Origin of the sequence: Olivibacter sp. XZL3, from assembly GCF_004368405.1 — a bacterium.
Lineage (GTDB): Bacteria > Bacteroidota > Bacteroidia > Sphingobacteriales > Sphingobacteriaceae > Olivibacter.
Genome location: NZ_SBJH01000008.1, coordinates 1 through 19803 on the forward strand (window position 1 = coordinate 1; position 19803 = coordinate 19803).

Here is a 19803-nt window from a genome sequence, read left to right on the forward strand (position 1 = left end):
CAAGAGAAATTAACAAAAATGTAAACGGCTCCGAAAAAATAGTGGCCTAGAAACTTGTAATTTATTAGAGTATATGAAAAGTATCACTCCTTATTTGTTGAAATTTGCGACAGTCGCACTTATTTTGACCCTCGTATTCAGGTTTTTCCTAAGCTATACGCTAGCAGCCGAACTTTTTACCCTTGTATGGGTCGTTGCCATGAGCTATGGCCTAGCCAGTTTGCTTCGGGTTGGTTTTTTGGGAGAAAAGATGCCAATTTCCTTCCATTGTACGATATCGGCTTCAGATTCCATTTAGCGACTTATGTCATATACCATGGGATTTCCTTGTTATGGTTTGCACTCGCTCTAAACGCAAAGCAGGAGACTATCGATTCCCTTTATAGATCCTTATTATTATGGGGCTTCTTTCTGGCCATTCATTTCATCTTTTATCTCCGCACCCGAAAAGACACGATCAAAAATCTAAGTAAAGATGATCTTTTTGAGTAATGAAAGGTCAATGGATACGGCAATTGGGAATGAGGTATAAGCGGAAAAGGCAAACAATTATAAAAAAAGCGGGTTCTTTCTTTAATTTGTGGGCATGCTTTAAAACTTATTTACGGGCTACTTATTTTAAAGAATCGAGAAAATGCTTCTTCCAATTGGGGATGATAATCGGGATCGGAAGACGATTCCTTTTGTGAACTACTTGCTCATTGCTATCAATATATTTGTATTTGTCTTTTGGCAGCATTTAGGAAACAACATTTACTTTACTTTTGCTTATGCAACAATTCCGGGCGAGATATTGACCGGTAGCGACATAATTACTGAAAGTCAGTTGATTACCGATCCCTATACCGGGGATGTGTTTGAATTGCCCGGCTTGCAACGTACCCCCATACCGGTTTTCTTGACGCTGATAACGTCTATGTTCATGCATGGTGGTTTGGCCCATCTTGGCGGAAATATGCTATATCTCGGTATATTCGGCGACAACCTGGAAGACAGGATGGGGCACCTCAAATACCTGTTTTTTTATTTGCTCACGGGAACATTGGCCGGTTTAAGCCATGTGTTAAGCACTTTTGTTCTCGGACAAGATCTTTTGATTCCCAGTCTGGGTGCATCCGGTGCTATTTCTGCGGTATTGGCTGGCTATATGGTCTTGTTTCCGCGAAGGAGCGTTTACATTTGGATACTGTTCGTCGTAATTTCAGTACCTGCCTTTTTAGTGTTGGGGCTTTGGTTTTTATTCCAAGTATCCAACGGACTCGGTGCCTTAGGAGGGCAACAGGCCGGTGGGGTTGCCTATGCGGCGCATATAGGCGGTTTTATTTTTGGATTGCTGCTGATAAAACGATTTGTAAAGCGCAAGCGGAATACCAGAATAAGACAACCCAGATCTTGGTAAGGTGCGCGGGTAGGCTAAGTCGAGACGGCTATAGCAAATGACAATAGAAATAAACAAACACGACAGTTTTTTAGGACAGCCGCAAAATCCTGCCAAGAATCTTTTCGGCGGCCCCGCCTTATGGCAGACAAATGAATGCTGTAAAAATGTTTTAAATAAATAAAAAAAGTCTTATCCGAAAAAAAAGGATTTGTATTTGCATTTGTTATGTTGAGGATCGGTTAAAACCGGGTAAATCTGTGAAATGGAGACATGCTCCTGAAGATTGATTAAGGTATAAAACGATGAAGTTTAAGAATGAGGCCTTTGTCTTTAAAGATCGTATAGACGCCGGCAAGGAACTGGCCAAGCTCCTTGATTCAAACTATAAAAAACTGAATCCCTTAATAATCGGCATCCCTAGGGGAGGAGTCGAAGTTGCTTACTATGTAGCGGAATCATTGCAGACGGACTTGGACGTGCTGGTGTCTAAAAAGCTTCCGTACCCGGGCAATAAGGAGTATGGCTTTGGCGCAGTAGCGGAAGATGGTTCGGTTTATATAGCAGAAGAACGCAGTGAAGGCCTTTCTTCTGAAACCGTCCGGACGATCATTGACAAGCAGCTGCAGGAAATTCAACTCCGTGTAGAAAAATACCGTCAAGGCAGGCCAGTTCCTGCGATGGAGGGCCGAACGGTTATTTTGGTGGATGATGGGATCGCTACCGGTGTAACGCTGGTACCTTTGATACAATTGTGCAAAAAAAAGAAGGCAACAAAGGTCGTGATAGCTGTACCGGTCGCAGGGCGTTCTTTTGACGCGCGACTGGAAGAAGCGGATGCTATTGAGGTTGTCGTTAAGCCGGAGCCTTTTTTTGCTGTTGGACAGGTATACGAGCGGTTCGGCGATTTTCCGGACGACCAGCTGCTTAAGCTATTAGACCGCGCGAACGGCCGAAGCGCACATTGAAAAGAGAAATAGAAATCGAGTTTATTTTAATGAAGGATCGAAGATGGTTAATATGAAAGAAGAGACCCAAATTCTGGTTGGAGACACCTTGCTCTCCGGAAGCTTGGTGATACCCGAGACGGCAAAAGGCATCATTGTATTTGCCCATGGTAGCGGTAGCAGCAGGCATAGTACCCGAAATAAAAAGGTGGCCTCCGCCCTGCAAGAGGCTGGCTTTGCCACCCTGCTTTTTGATCTGCTCACAGAAGGGGAAGATCAAGATTTCGATAATCGTTTTGATATTGATTTGTTAGCGGAGAGGCTAATAGGAGTTACCGATTGGCTGAAAACGGAAGAACAGACGGGCGATTTAGCGATCGGATATTTTGGCGCCAGCACAGGCGCCGCTGCGGCCTTGCGGGCAGCGGCAGAGTTGGGCGATATCGTCCGTGCGGTGGTTTCCAGGGGCGGCAGACCGGATTTAGCGGCTCCGATGTTATCTTCCGTTGTTAGTCCGACGATGTTAATTGTGGGAAGTCTCGATGCTGAGGTTCTCGAGCTGAACGAACAAGCTTTTGCAACGTTAAGAGCAGAAAGAGAAATTCGGATAGTGGAGGGGGCCGATCATCTGTTTGAAGAACCTGGAAAACTGGAAGAAGTTGCCAAGCTTGCCCTCGCTTGGTTCGATAAATATGTTATAAGCGCTACGCTATAGGCTTCAAGCCATAGGTTAAGTGCCACGTTTTAAGCTGTAAGCCCTAAGCTATCCTTTCTTATGGCTGCTTGAGCCCTCCGGTGGATACTGAATTGTGTGTTTTATCTTTTTGAGATAAGCCGGATCGAAATTGGGTATTTGCATATCGTTAGTTTCGCGCCAAGCGTCTACCGTGGCTTTTATGGCGTCGGCCGTTTCCGGCGATGGCGCTTGGTCTTTGCCCAAATAAAGGGTTTGCGAAGGGAGAGCCAAGGCGGTACCGCTTGCTTTTATCACATCGAGCATTCTTAGATAAATGTCTTCCTGGATTTCGAGAAAGCGGTCGAAATCAACAGCAATTATATAGGAAAACACTTCTAACTTCAGAGCGTCTGTGCCTATTTCAATGAACCGAATACGTGCGGGTTGTGGACTCACCTTTGGGTGTGCATAGAGAATAGCGCGTAACTCAACCAGCAGATACCGAATCTGATCGGGCGTGGCATCCAATCTGATCCGAAAAACAGGATGAAAGAAAAACCGGTCGCGGTGCGCGAAGTTCTCGATTTTTAGGGCCGCGAATTCGCCATTTGGAATCGTGACAACGGTACGATCGTTTGTGCGGATTTGCGTAGAGCGCATGCCGATTTGCTCCACGGTGCCTACGATATCGCCGACCTTACAAAAATCGCCAATACGCACCGGCTGGTCTGCAATTAAGGTAACACTACCGACAAAATTTTCGACGGTCTTCTGCGCACCCAAGGCCAGGGCGATACCGCCTATACCCAGAGCGGCTAAACCTGTGGTAACATTGAAGCCAAATGTATCGAGTGCCGCGATAACCGCAATAACAACCAGTGTGATTTTTAAGGCACGGCGAAGGAAAAGCACGGCCGATACACCCGCCTGATTTCCGCGAAGGGAAAAGCGTCGCTGAGTAAAGCCAGTCAGCGTATCGAGTAACTGCCATAAGAGCAGCATTAAGGCAATGAGGTAGAATACAACGCTTATGCCACTTAGGCGTTGCCGAACTATAATGGAAATGTCTGCTTGCTCGGTAGCATAAACGAAGTACCAAACAGAGAGATAGATTTGTACGGGAACTGAAAAAGCTTTAATAACACCAGAGGTGGGTTCTATTCTTGCTTTAGCCCATACTTTAGGTATTAAAAAGAGCATAAATTTGGTTATGCACCAAGCTAAAAAGTAAGCAGCTACTACCAAAATCACGCTTATCAGCCAATGGCCAATGGGCACCCCGCCCCATTTCTTTTCAAGCAGCACCTGTGGGATAATTTTACTTATCAGAGGTGCAACGGGCGCTTCTTCCAACTCATCGGGAATGCGCTCCAAGGTTTGGGTGGAGAAAAGCCATATGGGTCCGCCCTCTTTATCTTGGATGCTCTCCAGCATGATGTCAAAAGACTCGTTGTTGAACGTAACCGATCCGATCCGGTCGATATTTGGTCCAAGCTTATCGTCTTGTTGTCCGTCAGGCTGATTACTGATCAAGGCACTGGGGCTTACGCTACTATATTTGTCCAATAGCTGTTGAAGTGCCTGTGCCAGTTTTTCGCCGTTTCTTTTTCTTCTTAAACTTCGGTCCATATGCAGATACAGCGCGGCTCGTTGGTAATTTTCATCAGCAACTGCCCGTATAAAACCTTGCACAGTTCCCCGAGGAGAGCGGCGACCCAAAGAATCGTCCGCCCACTTGGGCGGGACAACCTCTGATCGAGCGGTATCATTCAAGGTAATCTGTCCAAAACCGGGAATACTGATGGTAAGAAGAAAAAGGGTTGCTATAAGACTAACTTTCATGTTCTGTAAGGCTACTTCAAAAAAGATGATTTCACTGGACGCGTTTATTAATCGGCCGTATTGTCTAACAATTTAATGGCTGATGCGGCGACTATACCGCCTAAGGTGTACCAAAGTACCGTGAGGAATTTGGTGCTCATGCTTTTATTAATGGGTTCGTCATCCAGCCCTAATGGTTTCGTGAGTCCGATTACGCCAAGCCCGGCGATTAAGCCATAGCCGGCACCTCGTAGCAGCAGCGTCTGTTTGTCGCCTTTTCCGATTGCGCTATAATAGATAGCGTTACTTACAAGATCGCCGGCCAAGGTGGCGGTATATAGCTTTTTTCCGGCAGGAGGGGGCATGCCCGCCGCTTTGCTGACTTTTGTGATGGCTTCTTCTCCGACCTTGTTGATTTCCGGAGCGCTTGGAATGGCTCTTTTGGCACCTTCGTGGATCGCGTTTAGAACGAGCGCGCCCGCTAGGCCTCCTAAGATGTTGATTGCTAATTTCATGGTCTTCTTTTTTTACCGACTCTGTTAAGTTGCCGATGGTACTACCGACTTTTTATTCTCCTTTGTTGCAAAGGCGAGATGATTGTTTAATGAACAAACGATCGGTAGTAATGTTGTAGGCGTTTTTAATTTCGTGGCGATATTGCCGATTTTGTACGGAAGTGTTGTACCGATAAGAGGTAACGGTTAGGGAGGTGTTTAGTACAGGTCTTTCTTTTCCCTTTGATTCCAGGCATGAAAGGGTGCGAGCGCTTCTTCAAGCGAGTGAAATTCGAACGGGATTTTCCTTTGACTGCCCGCTAGATTTATTTCCTCATAAATAAAGGCATCGTCAAAACCGGCATCCGCTGCTGCGAAGCGGCTAGCAGCATAGACCACCCGTTTGGGGCGGGCCCAATAGATGGCGCCCAAACACATTGGGCAGGGCTCGCAGGAAGAATATAAGGTACAGTCGTTTAATTGATAGTGGCCTAATCGCTTGCACGCATCCCTAATGGCAACGATTTCCGCGTGCGCTGTAGGGTCATTGGCAGATGTGACGGCATTGGAGCCACGGCCAATAATCTCGCCGCTTTTTACTATGACGCATCCGAAAGGACCGCCTTTATCTTGGGCAACGCCTTCGGACGCGAGTGCCAATGCTTGTTGAAGAAATAAAATATCTTCCTTTGTAATCATAAATACCCGATTATGCCAAGCAATTTATGAACTTTTTTCTGTTCATTAAAATGTGGCGATGACCATTTTCCAGTCTTTCGGTTGATTCCGCCAATTGACGCTGATATGTTCGCTGTCTTTATGTCTAAGGATTTCTAAATCGATACGCAGGTCCTGCGCCTGCAGTCCTTTTATTTTTACCCAGTCGAGGTAACTTGGGAGATAAGAGTTGCGGAAGTAGATCGTCTTCTGTTCAGGAAGAATCTCGATACCCAGCAACGACTGTAACAGCAAGAATACCGACGAAACAGACCAGGCTTGTGGGGAGCAGGCTACCGGGTAAGCCGTTGGCCCTTCACCTTGGCGCCTGTCAAAACCGCAGAAAAGCTCAGGGAGCCTTTGCAGCGGGATAAAAAGAGAGGCGTCAAACAAAGCCGTTGCCAGCTGAGCGGCTTCACGGACAAAGCCGTATTGCGCAAATCCGGCGGCAATGAGGGCAACGTCGTGAGGCCAGATCGATCCGTTGTGATACGACATCGGATTATATTGTACTTCATCGGCGGCCAATGTGCGGATACCCCATCCGGCGAACAGATTGGGATGTAGTAAGGTTTTAATGAGCTTTGGAACCAAGTGTTCATAGGCGATTCCAGTGAACAGTACATGTCCGGCGTTGGAGCTTTTGACTGCGCAAGGTTTTTTGTCGCCGTCTAAAGCCAGGGCAAAACACTGTTTTTCTTCGATCCAGAAACGCTCATTGAAATTTGTCCGCAGACTGCTTGCGCTAGCTTGTAGTTTTTTGGACAGCTCCATATAGCCCAGCTCCCGGGCAATGTTTGAGGCCGACAGCTTGGCTGCGTATACGTAGCCTTGGACTTCGCAAAGCGCAATCGGCCACTTCGCCAAGGTTCCGTCCACATGCGAAACGGCGTCGAAACTATCTTTCCAACCTTGGTTCGTTAGCCCTTTTTCTGCCTTATGTTCGTATTCTACGAAACCGTCGCCGTCAAGGTCTCCATATCTGTCCATCCACTCTATGGCCGCATTGATATGCGGCCAAAGGTCTTTGATGGTCTCGCGATCGTTCGTACGCTGAAAATAGGCTCCTGCCAGCATAATGAAGAGTGGAGTAGCGTCGATGGTGCCGTAGTAGTGTTTAAAAGGTAGCTCGTTTAATGCTACCATTTCGCCGTTTCTGATTTCATGCAAAATTTTGCCAGGTTCGGCGTCAGACGCATGATCTTCTTGTGTCGCCTGGTGGGCCGCCAGGAATAATAAAACGTCTTTAGCCAGCTGCGGTGCAAGCCACAAGGTTTGCCATGCGGTTATAATGCCGTCCCGCCCAAAGGCGGTGTTATACCAAGGAACGCCGGCATAGGGGTATTTGCCATAAGGTGTTTCGGCCATTAAAGATACTAAATCGGCCTGCGAACGGTTTAACCAATGGGTAAATTGTTCGTTGCTGGTTTCTACGACCGGAAAATAGGCATTCCTATTTTGCAATTGCGGCGCCAGCTCGTCTTTTGCTGCTATAAAAGCTGTTTTGGGCTGCGTAGCCCGACCGGTCTGTTCAAAATGAATGGCATATTCAAGTTGATACGCACCCTTCGCTGTCAGTTCGAGCGGGAAGCGAACCTCGTAATTTTTTAAGTCTACCTCAAAGGGCTGCGAAAAATAGATGATTGCTTTCCGTGTGATAAGGTCTAAACCTTCGTAGCAGATTACGAGCTGCCCGTCTTCTCCTTTTGTTAAAGGCAATAATTTTCCTCTTTGTTTGCGTTTTGCCCCACGAACTTCAAATATGTCTGCAAAATCGCCTTGGATAAGCAGCGACAGGTTCACCGCACAAGAAAAATTTAAATAACTGCGCAGATCCAATTTTTCGTGGAAAACCTCATCCTTTAAAAACTGACTGCGGTGGATGTGCAACGACGCCGCAGGAATTTCAGTGCCATTGGACGATTTAAGCACCGGATTGCTAAGGTCCGTAGAAAGGGCTTCGTTTTCTTCTGTTACGCTCGAACTCAGCAGATCTAGCGGTATACCGTTTAAGCGTAAGGCTAAGTTATTTATAAAGCGTGTATCGCGATTATATATTCCTTGTACCTGATTGCCGTTGGGGTCGATGTTACCCCAACGGTTCAGGATGGCAAAAGTGTCGCAGTGATTCAATACCCTAAACTTCTCTTCGTAACTTTCCATGACTATTGCATTAAGCTGTTAATTTATTGTTTAAGGATAAAAATTCGCTTGGCTGTTCGCCACTAGGTATCCGATTTCTGTTTTTTAACAATTCGTAGTTCTTTATATAGTTTTGAGCCATCGTATCGGCGCTGAAGCGCTCCTCGAACAAGCGTCTTATTGCTTGGGGATCTAAAGCTGCAGCATCTTCGATCGCCTTGGAGGCCGCCGCTGTTGAAGAGACGATGAATCCATTTTTCCCATGTTGGATAATTTCAGAAACCGATCCGTGTGCGTAAGCGATCACCGGGGTACCACAGGCCATTGCTTCGATCATTACCATGCCGAAGGGCTCAGGCCAGTCGATAGGGAATAGGAGTGCCCTAGCTTTTCCAAGAAACTCATTTTTTTCCTGTTCGCCGATTTCTCCTATGTATTCAACATGCGGCTTTTGGAATAAATGTTTAATATGCTTGTTAAAATATTGTGCGTCTGCTTTGTCAATCTTGGCCGCTATTTTGATTTTGCATCCGGCTTTTTCGGCTATTTCAATAGCTCTGTCGGGCCTTTTTTCCGGTGAGATTCTTCCTATAAAGGCTACGTAATCCTCTTTCTGCGCTGTTACCTTGTATAGATTTTTCGGCAAACCATGATAGACAGTGTCCAGCCATGCCGCATGCGGTAGGGGGCTGCGTTGGCTGTTTGAAATAGATATGACAGGCTGCGTATTGAATTTTTGATATAAGGGTTTAAGCTCCGGAATGTCCAACCGACCATGCAAGGTGGTTACACATGGCTTTTGTAGTAACTGCGATGCAGGAAAATGAAAGTAATCCGTATGGAAGTGTATGATATCAAACTCATGCGCGCGTTCTATTACCTCCTGTAGTTGTAAGGTATGAAAAGCTAAGGGATCTATTACCTGCGGATTTAAGCGTAGCGCTTCTGATGTGTGACTGATAAGCTTCGCCCGGGTAATGGAATCTCCCGATGCAAATAAAGTGACATCATGGCCTTGGTTCACCAGAGCCTCGGTAAGATAAGATACAACGCGTTCGGTACCTCCGTACAGTTTGGGAGGCACAGACTCGAATAATGGAGATACTTGTGCAATCTTCATAACTGTTAAACGTCGATAAATATTTATTTGGTTTTGTCTGCAGCGTAGAATACATAAAAAAGGCTGTCTGGTCGATTGACCTTAGACAGCCTTTGTATGCTTAAGATATTTCAATAAGGCGCGGCGCTTTTTTCTTCGCTTCTTCTTTTTTCGGAATCGTTAGACGCAATAAACCGTTCTCATACTGAGCGCCGATCTTGTCTTCGTCCACCACATCTTTTGGTAAGGTAAAGCTGCGTTGGAAAGACTGATAACTGAATTCCTTCCGGCTATAACCTTCATGTTTGTCTTCATGCTCATGTTGCTTGGTGGAAGAAATGGTTAGCGTGTTTCCGTCAAGCTCTACCTTAAAGTCGGACTTGTCCATGCCGGGAGCGGCCATTTCAACTTCGAAGTTATCGTGCGTTTCCCGAATGTTTACCGAAGGAATGGTGGTTTGTGTAGACGAAAAGTCGCTGGTACCCCAATCAAAGAGATTGCTGGCAAAAAGATCATCAAGAAAAGTTGGAACTGTGGGGAAATTACTTCCGTTTCTTTTAATTAGTGACATAAATAACCTCCTTTTCTAAAAATTTAATTATTTATCATCAAGAATATGAAAAGCTTTCGATAGCTTCTATAGCAAGTGCTATACCAAGCTGTTTTAAACGGAATTAAGAGACAATTTGGCAGTTTTTATGACTTTGATTGATGTACTTGTGACGATTTGACGTTAATTAAACTGGTTTATAGCGTTGACGTATTGCTTGCAGCTAGCGCTTAAAGCTATCGTCACGCACTTTGACGCTTAATTTTCAGGTTCATAATCAAGGAAAGAGAGAGGTTTGTCTCTTTTGCAATTTCGACATCTGAAAAACCGTCTTTCTTCATTCCTCTGGCGACTGCCATTAAGGCGTTGATGAAAGAAGCGCTGTGTTTTATACTGTTTTTTATTGGAACAGATCCTAATGTTGAATTTGTCATAACATAAAATCTATTGGTACCGATCAAAGGTAAGGTTTTCCAATGGTGCACTTAATAGGTTCGGACTTTTTGTGTTTTTTTTGCGCAAAACTGTGCATCTTTGTGTAGCACAATGCTTTATGTATGTTGCTTAACGCCTACAGCTCAAAGCATCTACCCTGAGCCATGGCCTCCACTTCGTTTCTCTGTAACTGATTTTCCTAAGCTTCGCTGGAGGATACCTGATGGAGCAGCCCGGCAGCCGATTGCTGCGTCCGCAAGCCTAGGCCGTTTTTGTTCTTCGGAGCGGCTGTACCATAGGGAGCCCTTGGCCTAACGCTTACTGCTTACTGCATATAGCGTACAGCACAAAACCTATTAACTATTCGCTATTAACCTACTCCCTAACTCACTATCTCTATAGTCTATTTACTGCAAGAGCATGGGGATAATGGCTTCCATGTATTTGTTTGCCCCGCCGGCGTGATTTACTTCGCCGAGCGAAATGAAGCGTACTGGAGCATTCAACGACTGCATGGTAGCCAGTGCTTTTTGCGAATTTAATACAGGAACGATGTCATCCATCTGACCATGGAACAGCGTAACGGGCGCATTGGGTTTCCAATCGTATACGTTGTTTTGCCGAAGCGCGTCCATAAAGGGAGCGTTTGTGCTGTCCTTAATACTTTCGCTGAAATTGGAACTAAAGATCTCGCTCGGTTTATTGCTTATTTGGGCCGCCATCAGATTTCCCGAGGCGATTGCTTTGTTTACTTCAGCGGCGGCGGCAGGTTGCAACATAGCCGTTAATGGCATGTTTATCCCGTAAAGTTCGTTATAGGTAAGAAGGCTCCACAGATAAAACGCGGTAGCTCCCGGTGGTAAATCGCGCGTTTGGCTTACAACCCATTGTGCGGTGCCAACCATATCGTAAGAGCCGGCGCCGGGATAACTCCTTTCCACCGTGAACTGATCGCTGGCCTGCTCTTCAATGCGTTGGTGTAAGGCCATCGTAGCGTATGCCCCTTCCGAATAACCTAATAAACGAATTTCTTTCCTGGTTTTGATCGCGTTACCGGCTGCAAATTCTTTAGCAGCTTTCAACATATCCAGACAAGCCTGTGCTAGGCTCGACTTGTGTTCATAAGGGTGCCGTATGTTGCTGCTCGCCCCGTAGCCGACATAATCAGGCATCACTACAATATATCCCTTTGCTAAAGATGCGCTCACTGTACCGCCTACATAGGCCTCCATATTGCCCACTGCCTTATATGCCGATGGCGCCTCGTCCTGATTCAGAATGGTACTATGTTGAAAGCTAAGCAAGGTGAGCTTTTCCTTTTTATTGGTCGGAATGAGCAGCAGGCCAGATGCTTGAATGGTATTGTTTTCAGGGAATTGCGTTCTATAGGTGATTTTATAAACAGACACATCAGTACTGACGATAGCCGATGCAACCCGGTATCGCTGCTTTATATCATCCGCTGTTACCTCAGCGATTTTTTCACTATTGATCAAATAGCTAGTGGGGGCGTTCTGTTGTGAGTTAACGTCATTATTGTTGTCTGAACAAGTATACAATCCGAGTATGATTAAAAAGTAATAGGATAGACAAGTTAAGGATTTTTTCATAAAGAAGTACATAATATCAGGAGAGTTGATACAAATAAAATACCATGACGGCAAAAAAGGCTAGCGCGTACTCTTTGAATAGCAAACAAGAGATAATAGACTATCTTTGCTAATAGCCCGGTCATCAGTACTGATTATCGGATAAAAGACTTTCCAATATGAATAGATATTTTTTTTACGGATTCGCTTTTCTTTTTTTTAGCTGTCAATCGGTAAGCAGTTCCAACAAACGTTATGCTTCAGACGACCTCACCATCAAAAAGGTAAAGGATAATGTATACGAGCATGTCAGCTATTTGGTAACACAGGACTTCGGGAAAGTACCGTGTAATGGTATGATTGTTTTTGATAACAACGAGGCTATTGTTTTTGATACGCCAGATAACGATTCAACCGCTGCGGTACTGATCGATTGGATCAACGACACCTTGAACTGTAAGGTTATTGCGGTCGTCCCGACGCATTTTCATGACGACTGCTTGGGTGGATTGAAAGCCTTTCATAGGCGTCAGATCCCTTCGTATGCTGCTAACCGCACTATAACATTGGCCAAGGCCAAAAATCTCGAAGTCCCTCAACGCGGGTTTGATGATAAGACTGAGCTAAAGGTGGGTAATAAAGAGGTTGTGGTTGAGTTTAATGGCGAAGGGCATACGAGAGACAATGTCATTGCTTATTTTCCAAGTCAGCAGGTTATGTTTGGCGGATGTCTGATTAAAGAGGTGGCCGCCAGCAAAGGGAACTTGGAAGACGCAAACGTCAACGAGTGGTCCAAAACCGTTATGAAGGTTAAACAAAAATATCCAAATGTAGACGTCGTCATACCCGGTCATGGAAAGTCGGGAGGCATCGAACTGCTAGACTATACGATTGACCTGTTTAAGAAATAAGGCCTTCATGCTAAAGAAGAAAAGTCCGGCTTTTGGGGATGCCGGACTTTTCATTTTTTTAATCAACCTAAACCTATTCTGTAATATACAAAGGCTATGCCAATAGTTTTATTTCGTCCGCTTATACCGTTCACCCCCTAAAAAAGCTATAGTCAGTAAGCGAGTTGCGCAGCGCCTCCGTTTTCATCTCCAAAAGTGCTTACAATACTGAACATTCGGTGTTTGTTTTAGGACACGTTCAACAGTTTGCCAGTCCCTTGCCCTTGCTTCGCATCGACAAAATAGAGCCCTTTATCAGCGGTAAACTGAGAATATAAGGGGGATAGGACGGAAGGGCAGTATTAGGAAACGAATTTGCATGAGTTAGCAAGTAATTGATGAAGGAAAGTACTCGCTTTTCAGGCGGTAACTTATGAAATATAATAATTATGAAACTGCACACTTTTGATAGACATGCTTTAAACGAATGGAAGGATACGGGTTATGATAACGTAAACCTGACGCCTTCCAAGAATATCGGGCTGACTGAAGGGGCGGAGGAGCCTTTTACCTTACTGGAGCCCTTTTTAGATAACGATAAAGCAAAGAAATATGGAAGTGTCGTATCCATTACATCGCCCGAGATAGAAAAGATTATTCAGGAAGGGTCGGGAAAATATTATAAATGAATGTTTAACTAAATAAATATATTATGGCTTTAGTAAAAGTAATCGAAGTGATCGCTTCATCAGAAGTGAGCTTTGATGACGCTATTAAGAACGCGGTAAAAGAGGTCACACAGACCATAAAAAACGTTGATTCAGTTTATGTAAAGGACTTTAAGGTACATGTAAAGGACGACCAGATTACGTCCTTCGGCGCAGTTTGTAAGGTTTCTTTTAGAATCGATGAAGAGAAGCGGAATCAACAACATTAGTCTTTAGCTGTCTAAAGCTGCTAGGTCGGCTTTGGACAGCTCCCGATTTCGGCTGAGGAAGTGCATGGCTGTACTGATTTTCCTCTTAGGAGTCTCGCCCATTCAAATTTATGGTTTCGTTCTTCGACTGCTCTCTCGGGCATAAGCAATATCTGGCTCGGTCTATTGGAGGTGCATGGGGCCTGTTCGCACATGTAAATCGAAATCCATGGCCGCTACATGAAGCATGAGCAGATTTACACCGGATGTTTTTACGCCATTTTCATAATGCCTTGGCAAGTGTATAAATGAAACTATCCGCTCGTGGATGACTCACAATAAGTAATACATATCTTAGGTTTTAATGATCAACATGCGAACCATGCTGATGGTTTGTACCGGTATAGCGAGAACTTAGCCGATATAGGATTGGCGGATGATGTTGCCATTCTGTTCAATTTTAAGTGCCCGGTACCTTGCCTATTATAAAAAAGAATAAACTGATGGGGTAGGCTTTTGTTATAAACGTAAATATATGATTATGAGTATGTATCAGCCGATTGAAAATTGTGCCATCATTGGTCATTTAAATACTACCTTGAGCAGATTATGATAAAAAGAAGAGCATTGAATTTCAAAATCAATCCGCCCGTTTTTTACTGTACGATTGGATTCGTTTTCTTGAGCATCCTATTGTGCTTGATTTTTAGGGAATCGGCGGATGAGTGGTTTACCAGAACGCAGTACCTGATCACCGATAATCTAGGTTGGTTTTTCATTATTGTGGTCAATGCTATTCTAGCGTTTTGTCTATATTTAGCTTTTGGCAAATTCGGGAATATTAGGTTGGGGGGAGATCAGGCAGAAACTGAATTTAGCACCGTTTCGTGGTTTGCTATGCTCTTTAGCGCCGGTATGGGCATCGGAATTATGTTTTTTAGTGTTGCTGAGCCAGTCTCTCACTTTGTAGATCCGCCCAGAGAAGTATTCGGCAATGCCAGGCGGGCTGTTCAAGCCATGGAGTTTACCAGTTTACACTGGGGCCTACATGCATGGGCGATTTATTCGGTGGTTGGCTTGGCTTTAGCCTTTTTCTCTTTTAATTACGGGCTGCCTTTGACCTTTCGGTCGCTGTTCTATCCTTTTCTTGGTAAAAAAATTCATGGGTGGTGGGGACATATAATCGACATCTTTTCCGCCATTGCCACGCTTTTCGGTCTTTCTACGTCTTTGGGCCTTGGTATTCAGCAAATGAATGCGGGGTTACATTTTTTATTTGATTGGGATATCTCTGTATCCACACAAGCTATACTCATTCTCGTAGTGACTTCAGTGGCTACACTGTCGGTTGTTGCCGGTTTAGACAAGGGAGTTAAGCTGCTGAGTAATGGAAATATGATCTTAGCTTTTTTATTGATGGTGCTTATTTTTTGTCTGGGGCCGAGTTTGTCTATTCTAAAAAGCTTTGTACAGAATACCGGAACTTACCTGGCAGACCTGATGGAAATAGGTACCTGGAACGACGCCTATCAGGAAAGTGGTTGGCAGAATAAGTGGACTGTCTTTTACTGGGCATGGTGGATTGCGTGGTCGCCTTTCGTAGGCAGTTTTATAGCACGTATATCAAGAGGGCGTACTATTAAGGAGTTTGTGCTGGGGGTGTTATTAATTCCGGCACTAGTGACGCTGTTGTGGATGACTGTCTTCGGCGGTACTGCGCTTCATATGATATTGCATGGCGATTTGTCAATGGTCAGTGCGGTGAAGGAAGACATCTCTACAGCCCTGTTCGTGTTTTTGCAGAAAATACCCTTAACAGCTGTTTTGTCGATTATCGCCATCTGTCTGGTAGCGTTTTTCTTTATTACCTCTTCCGATTCGGGCTCATTGGTTGTAGATAATATCACATCCGGAGGGGCGGAACAGACGCCGGCATTGCAGCGGATCTTCTGGGCGTTCTTGCAGGGTGGTATCGCGATCGTGCTTTTATGGGGCGGTGGCTTAAATGCCTTGCAGACGGCTGTTATAATCGCTGGGTTACCTTTCGCATTGGTCATCTCGGTGATGTGTTACAGTTTGATGACCGGACTGAACGAGGCCCATAGGAAGCGAGTGAAAAAGCAACGGTTGCGTGAAGAAAAAAGTTATAAAGAAATTGTACAGGGTTTATTGGATAGCGATCAATCGAATTTAAAATAGATAGTAATGATATCAGAAGCTGGTAACCATATATTGATAGCGATGGATATGTCGGAGATGGATGAGGTGTTGATAAGGTATCTGCCGAGTATTACCGAACTACTAAATGCAAAGAAAATAACCTTCCTGCATAATATCCGTCTTCGGGAATTGCCGACCGAGTTAAAAGAGCCGTCTACTTTATCGGAAATTCAAGCACGAGTGAAAGACAGGATAAAACGCCAAGTAGAGCAGGGGCAGCTCGCTTTAGTTCCTCACGAAGTAGGGGTAACCACCGAGGAGTTTAGCGAAAGTGCTTTTCAGGGCTTGGCGAAACGGGAAGGCGTCGATCTGGTCGTGCTGGGCAACAAGCAGCAATTGGAAGGAAGTGGAGAACTTCCACAAAAGCTGGCTCGTTTGCTGCCATGCGATTTCCTCTTAGTTCCGGAAATGGCACAGCCCCATCCAACGCGCTTTTTGACAGCTATTGATTTTTCGAAATACAGTAGTAAGGTCCACGCCATCGGAAGGTTTTTTAGTGAAAAGAGCATCGGCGGCGAACTGCATTGTGTTCACGTAGCAAAAGCGCCCGTTCATTTTTTTCTCGGTTTTAACCAATTTGAAATTAACAAGCTGCTTCGGGCGGAAACGGAGACAAGAAAAGCCAAATGGTTAAAGCAGCAGGATATTGCGGGTGATATTGAGGTGATACAAGCCGACGGCGCACATATTGCATCGGCTATTCTCGCTCACGCTCAAATGCGGCAGGCAGACATGGTACTTATGGGCGTAAAGGGAAGCTCCAGTCTCACAAACCTATTTATAGGCGGGGTGACGAACGAGATTTTTCACTATGAGTCAAATATCCCCATTCTGATTTTAAAAGCCGATGAAGTGAGAAAAGATGAAAGGCCTAAAAACTTAACATAAGTTAGTGGCTTTTGGACAAATTTTTGTGTAAATCAGATAGTTATTACCCGCAGTTAATCGGGTACAGAATAAAGATGTTTCTCGCTAAAAATTAATGGTTTTGTAACATGGAGCTTAAAGTATTTGATCATGAAGCATGGAGATCCTGGAAGGAAAAAGGATACTCAAATGTAAAACTTACAAATTCTGATAACATAGGGTTAGGTGACAAACTTCAACAGGATTTCGTGTTGGTCGAACCTTATCAGGACACAACGGAAGCTTATAAATACGGAGTATTGGCAATCAATTCGACTGAATTGGAGAACATTATCCAAGAGGGGCGTGGACGATATTATTCAGATAATAGTCCTGATTAGCATAGATCTGGAAGTAGATTAAGACAGCCAATTTGAAATCACTTGCATAATCAGTCCGCAAATATAGGCGCCATAGGTTCCTACGGCATAACCCAGAACAGCCATCAAGACCCCGACGGGAGTCAGGTAACGGCTAAAAGCGGCCGCCACAATGGGAGCCGATGCAGCGCCGCCAATATTGGCCTGGCTGCCTACTGCGACAAAGAAGAACGGCGCACGCGTCAGTCTGGCAACCAATAGCATAATGCTAATATGGCTGAGTATCCAGATCAGGCCAACCAAAAAGAACTTTGGGTTATCAAGGAGTGCCTTTAAATCCATGCTCATCCCAATGGTGGCCACTAATATGTAAAGAAACAGAGAAGCCATATCGGAAGCACCGTTATATTCCAGTTTGCGGGCTTTTGTAAAAGATAAAGCCATCCCTAAGGTGGTAGCGATAATTACGAGCCAAAAAAAACCGCTGGTGAGCGAGTACTGGGCGGTCTGTGGATAATGTATTTCGAACCAAGGGGCGATATCATCAGCCAGTAAATGCGAAATGCCGGTTGCACCGAATGCGACACCCAATACGATCATCCATTGGGATGTCCCTGTAGAGCTACGTTTTTGGTCGGTATGTATTTGCTCCATTTTCTGTTCCAAATCACGAATGGCAGCGTTGTCGGCGCGTAACCACCGGTCAATTTTATCTCTATGCTGTGCACCGTATAACAACAGTCCCATCCAAATATTGGCAACCAACACATCTACAGCAATCATTTGCGCAAACAATGTTTTACTGGCTCCGAAAACTTCCAGCATAGCGGCTTGGTTGGCTCCTCCTCCGATCCAGCTTCCGGCGATGGTTGCCAAGCCCCGCCAGGTTTCTTCATCGCCAAACCGCAAGATGTCAGGAAAAATCGAGCCGACAAGGGCGAAGGCGAACGGACCGCCCAACATCACGCCCAACGTGCCGGCAAAAAACATCACCACCGCTTTAGAGCCGAGGCGTTTTAGGCCCTTGATGTCTATGCCGATGGTGAACAAAACCAAACTGGCAGGCAACAGGTAGCGGGACGCAACACCATATAAAGCTGAACTTTCTCCGGAGATTAAATTAAAGGTATTGAACAGAGCAGGGATAAAATAGCACAAAAGAACAGTGGGTATAATCCCATAGAAGCGTTTCCAAAATGGCGTTTGCAGCCTAGATGTGTAGAACACTAAAGCCAATACGGCCATTAATAAACCAAAAACAACGGCATCGTTTGTAATGAAGGGACTTGCGGATTGCGTAGCTTCCATGAAATAATTTCAGTGTTAAAGTGCTATTTATTGTTCGTTTCTATATGCGGTTCTATTTGGTCCCATGCCGGGTTTTTTAGTCCTAAACCCGGGCTGTCGTCCACATGAATAGCCCCATTGATGCACGGGAAGGCGTGGTAGGGATCATTCACGACGCCCAGATTGCCGTCGAGATCAATGAATTCAGCTAAACTTCCTAATTGAGCGCCTGCCGCCGTTGCACAGGAGGTTTCAGACATACAGCCTATCATGGTGCGGAGTCCGCGGTTTTTGGCTGCCATTAACATAGCATAAGCTTCTTGGATGCCGGTTGATTTCATGAGCTTCACGTTCACCCCATGATAAAAATTTCCGGCGGTATCCATATCCTTTAAGCGCTGTATGCCTTCATCGCCGATGAGAGGCAATGCACTGCGACTTTTGAGCCATACCATTCCTTCGAAGTCGCCCTTAGGCATCGGCTGTTCTACAAAAACGCAACCTTGTGTGCTGAGCCAATCGATTAATTTCGCGGCTTCTTCTCTATCTGTCCATCCTTGATTGGCATCAATGTACAAGGGTTTGTCGGTCACTTTTCGGATCGATCGAATAATTGTCCGGTCATCGTCGGTTCCTAATTTAATTTTTAGATAATGAAAATCCTTCGCCTCGGTAACCCGTGCTGCCATGATATCAGGCTGTTCGATACTAATCGTTTTGGCCGTGTATAAGTTATGAGCCGGCAAAGCATAAAGCTCGTGGACCGACTTTTGTGCGATTTTGCCCCAGAGGTCATGCAGTGCGATGTCTAACGCTGCCTTGACCGCCGGATTGCCAGTTTGGACACCGTCGATATACGATAATATCGGTGCAATGGGTAGGGGTGAATCGAACTGACTCAAATCCACCTGATTTAAAAAAGCCGTTGCCGTATCCAGATCCTCTCCGTACCGTGGAGGCATAGACGCCTCGCCAAAGCCGTCCATGCCGTTGTATGAGATTTTTATTAACATGACAGGCGTTCCCGTTCGGACATTGTCTGCAATGCGAAAGGGATAGGTCATTTTTAAAAAATAAGGTTTGTAGGCTAGATGCAGCATTTATACGATCGAATTATAAGAATTAATAAACATGTTGCCGGTTTTTTCTGCGTAGAATCCCTTTTGAATACTGTTTTTTGTTATGGCTGTTGGCAAATATCGAATTTTTTCCGAGAAAAGAAGGATGGTTTCGCGTGAATTCGGCCGTTTTTTATGATGCTGCCTGAAAATCGTCTTTTTCGTATTAGAATACACCGATACCTCTGGATACCAGCCAGGTGGCTCACTGCGTTTCGCCGACATGAAGAAAAAAGCTACGCCGCATTGGTGAGGAATTCGCTCTTTTGTCAGTTTAAACCTGTCATACTGACCGTAT

The 19803-nt window shown here is 45.1% G+C and carries 20 protein-coding genes; 10 read left to right on the forward strand and 10 right to left on the reverse strand.

The genetic code is table 11. The features are described 5' to 3' along the window. Positions 1-186 precede the first annotated feature (186 nt). From EPX21_RS02420 to EPX21_RS02435, 4 genes are all read left to right on the forward strand, one after another. Positions 187-492, forward strand: coding sequence for a hypothetical protein (locus EPX21_RS02420; RefSeq protein WP_134088094.1), 306 nt, complete (start codon positions 187-189; stop codon positions 490-492). A 142-nt stretch (positions 493-634) separates the two neighbouring features. Then, the gene (locus EPX21_RS02425) at positions 635-1399 is read left to right on the forward strand and encodes a rhomboid family intramembrane serine protease (protein WP_134088095.1); all 765 of its coding nucleotides are present in this window, start codon (positions 635-637) and stop codon (positions 1397-1399) included. 284 nt (positions 1400-1683) lie between these two features. Beyond that, positions 1684-2346 (forward strand): phosphoribosyltransferase, encoded by a 663-nt coding sequence (locus EPX21_RS02430; protein ID WP_134088096.1) that lies wholly within the window; start codon positions 1684-1686, stop codon positions 2344-2346. Between the two features lie 52 nt (positions 2347-2398). Next, on the forward strand, positions 2399-3040 hold the full coding sequence (locus tag EPX21_RS02435; protein ID WP_206105985.1) for a dienelactone hydrolase family protein: 642 nt from the start codon (positions 2399-2401) through the stop codon (positions 3038-3040). A 48-nt stretch (positions 3041-3088) separates the two neighbouring features. Here the strand turns inward: EPX21_RS02435 and EPX21_RS02440 are convergent, their stop codons facing one another. From EPX21_RS02440 to EPX21_RS02475, 8 genes are all read right to left on the reverse strand, one after another. Next, positions 3089-4843: a mechanosensitive ion channel family protein gene (locus EPX21_RS02440; RefSeq protein WP_134088098.1), complete on the reverse strand. Its 1755-nt coding sequence runs from the start codon at positions 4841-4843 to the stop codon at positions 3089-3091. A gap of 47 nt (positions 4844-4890) precedes the next feature. Continuing rightward, the gene (locus tag EPX21_RS02445) at positions 4891-5337 is read right to left on the reverse strand and encodes a hypothetical protein (protein WP_134088099.1); all 447 of its coding nucleotides are present in this window, start codon (positions 5335-5337) and stop codon (positions 4891-4893) included. 198 nt (positions 5338-5535) lie between these two features. Further along, positions 5536-6015: a nucleoside deaminase gene (locus EPX21_RS02450; RefSeq protein WP_134088100.1), complete on the reverse strand. Its 480-nt coding sequence runs from the start codon at positions 6013-6015 to the stop codon at positions 5536-5538. 45 nt (positions 6016-6060) lie between these two features. Next, positions 6061-8196 (reverse strand): amylo-alpha-1,6-glucosidase, encoded by a 2136-nt coding sequence (locus tag EPX21_RS02455; protein WP_134088101.1) that lies wholly within the window; start codon positions 8194-8196, stop codon positions 6061-6063. Between the two features lie 10 nt (positions 8197-8206). Next, positions 8207-9295, reverse strand: coding sequence for a glycosyltransferase family 4 protein (locus EPX21_RS02460; protein WP_134088102.1), 1089 nt, complete (start codon positions 9293-9295; stop codon positions 8207-8209). A gap of 100 nt (positions 9296-9395) precedes the next feature. Next, entirely contained in the window at positions 9396-9845 is a 450-nt protein-coding gene (locus tag EPX21_RS02465; protein ID WP_134088103.1) for an Hsp20/alpha crystallin family protein, read from the reverse strand. Between the two features lie 221 nt (positions 9846-10066). After that, positions 10067-10258 carry a hypothetical protein gene (locus EPX21_RS02470; RefSeq protein ID WP_134088104.1) on the reverse strand — a complete coding sequence of 64 codons (192 nt, stop codon included), beginning with the start codon at positions 10256-10258 and terminating at the stop codon, positions 10067-10069. A 408-nt stretch (positions 10259-10666) separates the two neighbouring features. Beyond that, entirely contained in the window at positions 10667-11869 is a 1203-nt protein-coding gene (locus EPX21_RS02475) for a lipase family protein (RefSeq protein ID WP_166670666.1), read from the reverse strand. Between the two features lie 158 nt (positions 11870-12027). Between EPX21_RS02475 and bla the strand changes: the two genes are divergently transcribed. The 6 genes from bla (at position 12028) to EPX21_RS02505 (ending at position 17121) form a co-directional block, all read left to right on the forward strand. Then, positions 12028-12759, forward strand: coding sequence for a subclass B1 metallo-beta-lactamase (gene bla, locus EPX21_RS02480; RefSeq protein ID WP_134088106.1), 732 nt, complete (start codon positions 12028-12030; stop codon positions 12757-12759). Positions 12760-13187: 428 nt separating this feature from the next. Then, entirely contained in the window at positions 13188-13427 is a 240-nt protein-coding gene (locus tag EPX21_RS02485; RefSeq protein ID WP_134088107.1) for a hypothetical protein, read from the forward strand. Positions 13428-13450: 23 nt separating this feature from the next. Continuing rightward, positions 13451-13675, forward strand: coding sequence for a dodecin family protein (locus EPX21_RS02490; RefSeq protein WP_134088108.1), 225 nt, complete (start codon positions 13451-13453; stop codon positions 13673-13675). A 588-nt stretch (positions 13676-14263) separates the two neighbouring features. Continuing rightward, positions 14264-15853, forward strand: coding sequence for a BCCT family transporter (locus EPX21_RS02495; RefSeq protein ID WP_134088109.1), 1590 nt, complete (start codon positions 14264-14266; stop codon positions 15851-15853). Between the two features lie 6 nt (positions 15854-15859). Next, positions 15860-16762: a universal stress protein gene (locus EPX21_RS02500; protein ID WP_134088110.1), complete on the forward strand. Its 903-nt coding sequence runs from the start codon at positions 15860-15862 to the stop codon at positions 16760-16762. A gap of 107 nt (positions 16763-16869) precedes the next feature. Next, positions 16870-17121 (forward strand): hypothetical protein, encoded by a 252-nt coding sequence (locus EPX21_RS02505; protein ID WP_134088111.1) that lies wholly within the window; start codon positions 16870-16872, stop codon positions 17119-17121. Positions 17122-17139: 18 nt separating this feature from the next. On the opposite strand, the gene EPX21_RS02510 is transcribed toward EPX21_RS02505, so the two are convergent. Then, complete coding sequence (locus tag EPX21_RS02510; RefSeq protein WP_134088112.1) at positions 17140-18408, reverse strand: DUF819 domain-containing protein; 1269 nt, start codon at positions 18406-18408, stop codon at positions 17140-17142. 23 nt (positions 18409-18431) lie between these two features. Beyond that, on the reverse strand, positions 18432-19451 hold the full coding sequence (locus tag EPX21_RS02515) for a dipeptide epimerase (protein WP_240768489.1): 1020 nt from the start codon (positions 19449-19451) through the stop codon (positions 18432-18434). Between the last annotated feature and the right edge of the window lie 352 nt (positions 19452-19803).

What these genes read in the sequence shown, in the direction of transcription:
- EPX21_RS02445 (WP_134088099.1), bottom strand. Translation starts at nt 5,337, where the DNA reads ATGAAATTAGCAATCAACATCTTAGGAGGCCTAGCGGGCGCGCTCGTT.
- EPX21_RS02460 (WP_134088102.1), bottom strand. Translation starts at nt 9,295, where the DNA reads ATGAAGATTGCACAAGTATCTCCATTATTCGAGTCTGTGCCTCCCAAA.
- EPX21_RS02495 (WP_134088109.1), top strand. Translation starts at nt 14,264, where the DNA reads ATGATAAAAAGAAGAGCATTGAATTTCAAAATCAATCCGCCCGTTTTT.
- EPX21_RS02485 (WP_134088107.1), top strand. Translation starts at nt 13,188, where the DNA reads ATGAAACTGCACACTTTTGATAGACATGCTTTAAACGAATGGAAGGAT.
- EPX21_RS02465 (WP_134088103.1), bottom strand. Translation starts at nt 9,845, where the DNA reads ATGTCACTAATTAAAAGAAACGGAAGTAATTTCCCCACAGTTCCAACT.
- EPX21_RS02505 (WP_134088111.1), top strand. Translation starts at nt 16,870, where the DNA reads ATGGAGCTTAAAGTATTTGATCATGAAGCATGGAGATCCTGGAAGGAA.
- EPX21_RS02425 (WP_134088095.1), top strand. Translation starts at nt 635, where the DNA reads ATGCTTCTTCCAATTGGGGATGATAATCGGGATCGGAAGACGATTCCT.
- EPX21_RS02440 (WP_134088098.1), bottom strand. Translation starts at nt 4,843, where the DNA reads ATGAAAGTTAGTCTTATAGCAACCCTTTTTCTTCTTACCATCAGTATT.
- EPX21_RS02515 (WP_240768489.1), bottom strand. Translation starts at nt 19,451, where the DNA reads ATGACCTATCCCTTTCGCATTGCAGACAATGTCCGAACGGGAACGCCT.
- EPX21_RS02470 (WP_134088104.1), bottom strand. Translation starts at nt 10,258, where the DNA reads ATGACAAATTCAACATTAGGATCTGTTCCAATAAAAAACAGTATAAAA.
- EPX21_RS02475 (WP_166670666.1), bottom strand. Translation starts at nt 11,869, where the DNA reads ATGAAAAAATCCTTAACTTGTCTATCCTATTACTTTTTAATCATACTC.
- bla (WP_134088106.1), top strand. Translation starts at nt 12,028, where the DNA reads ATGAATAGATATTTTTTTTACGGATTCGCTTTTCTTTTTTTTAGCTGT.
- EPX21_RS02510 (WP_134088112.1), bottom strand. Translation starts at nt 18,408, where the DNA reads ATGGAAGCTACGCAATCCGCAAGTCCCTTCATTACAAACGATGCCGTT.
- EPX21_RS02420 (WP_134088094.1), top strand. Translation starts at nt 187, where the DNA reads ATGGGTCGTTGCCATGAGCTATGGCCTAGCCAGTTTGCTTCGGGTTGG.
- EPX21_RS02435 (WP_206105985.1), top strand. Translation starts at nt 2,399, where the DNA reads ATGAAAGAAGAGACCCAAATTCTGGTTGGAGACACCTTGCTCTCCGGA.
- EPX21_RS02500 (WP_134088110.1), top strand. Translation starts at nt 15,860, where the DNA reads ATGATATCAGAAGCTGGTAACCATATATTGATAGCGATGGATATGTCG.
- EPX21_RS02430 (WP_134088096.1), top strand. Translation starts at nt 1,684, where the DNA reads ATGAAGTTTAAGAATGAGGCCTTTGTCTTTAAAGATCGTATAGACGCC.
- EPX21_RS02455 (WP_134088101.1), bottom strand. Translation starts at nt 8,196, where the DNA reads ATGGAAAGTTACGAAGAGAAGTTTAGGGTATTGAATCACTGCGACACT.
- EPX21_RS02450 (WP_134088100.1), bottom strand. Translation starts at nt 6,015, where the DNA reads ATGATTACAAAGGAAGATATTTTATTTCTTCAACAAGCATTGGCACTC.
- EPX21_RS02490 (WP_134088108.1), top strand. Translation starts at nt 13,451, where the DNA reads ATGGCTTTAGTAAAAGTAATCGAAGTGATCGCTTCATCAGAAGTGAGC.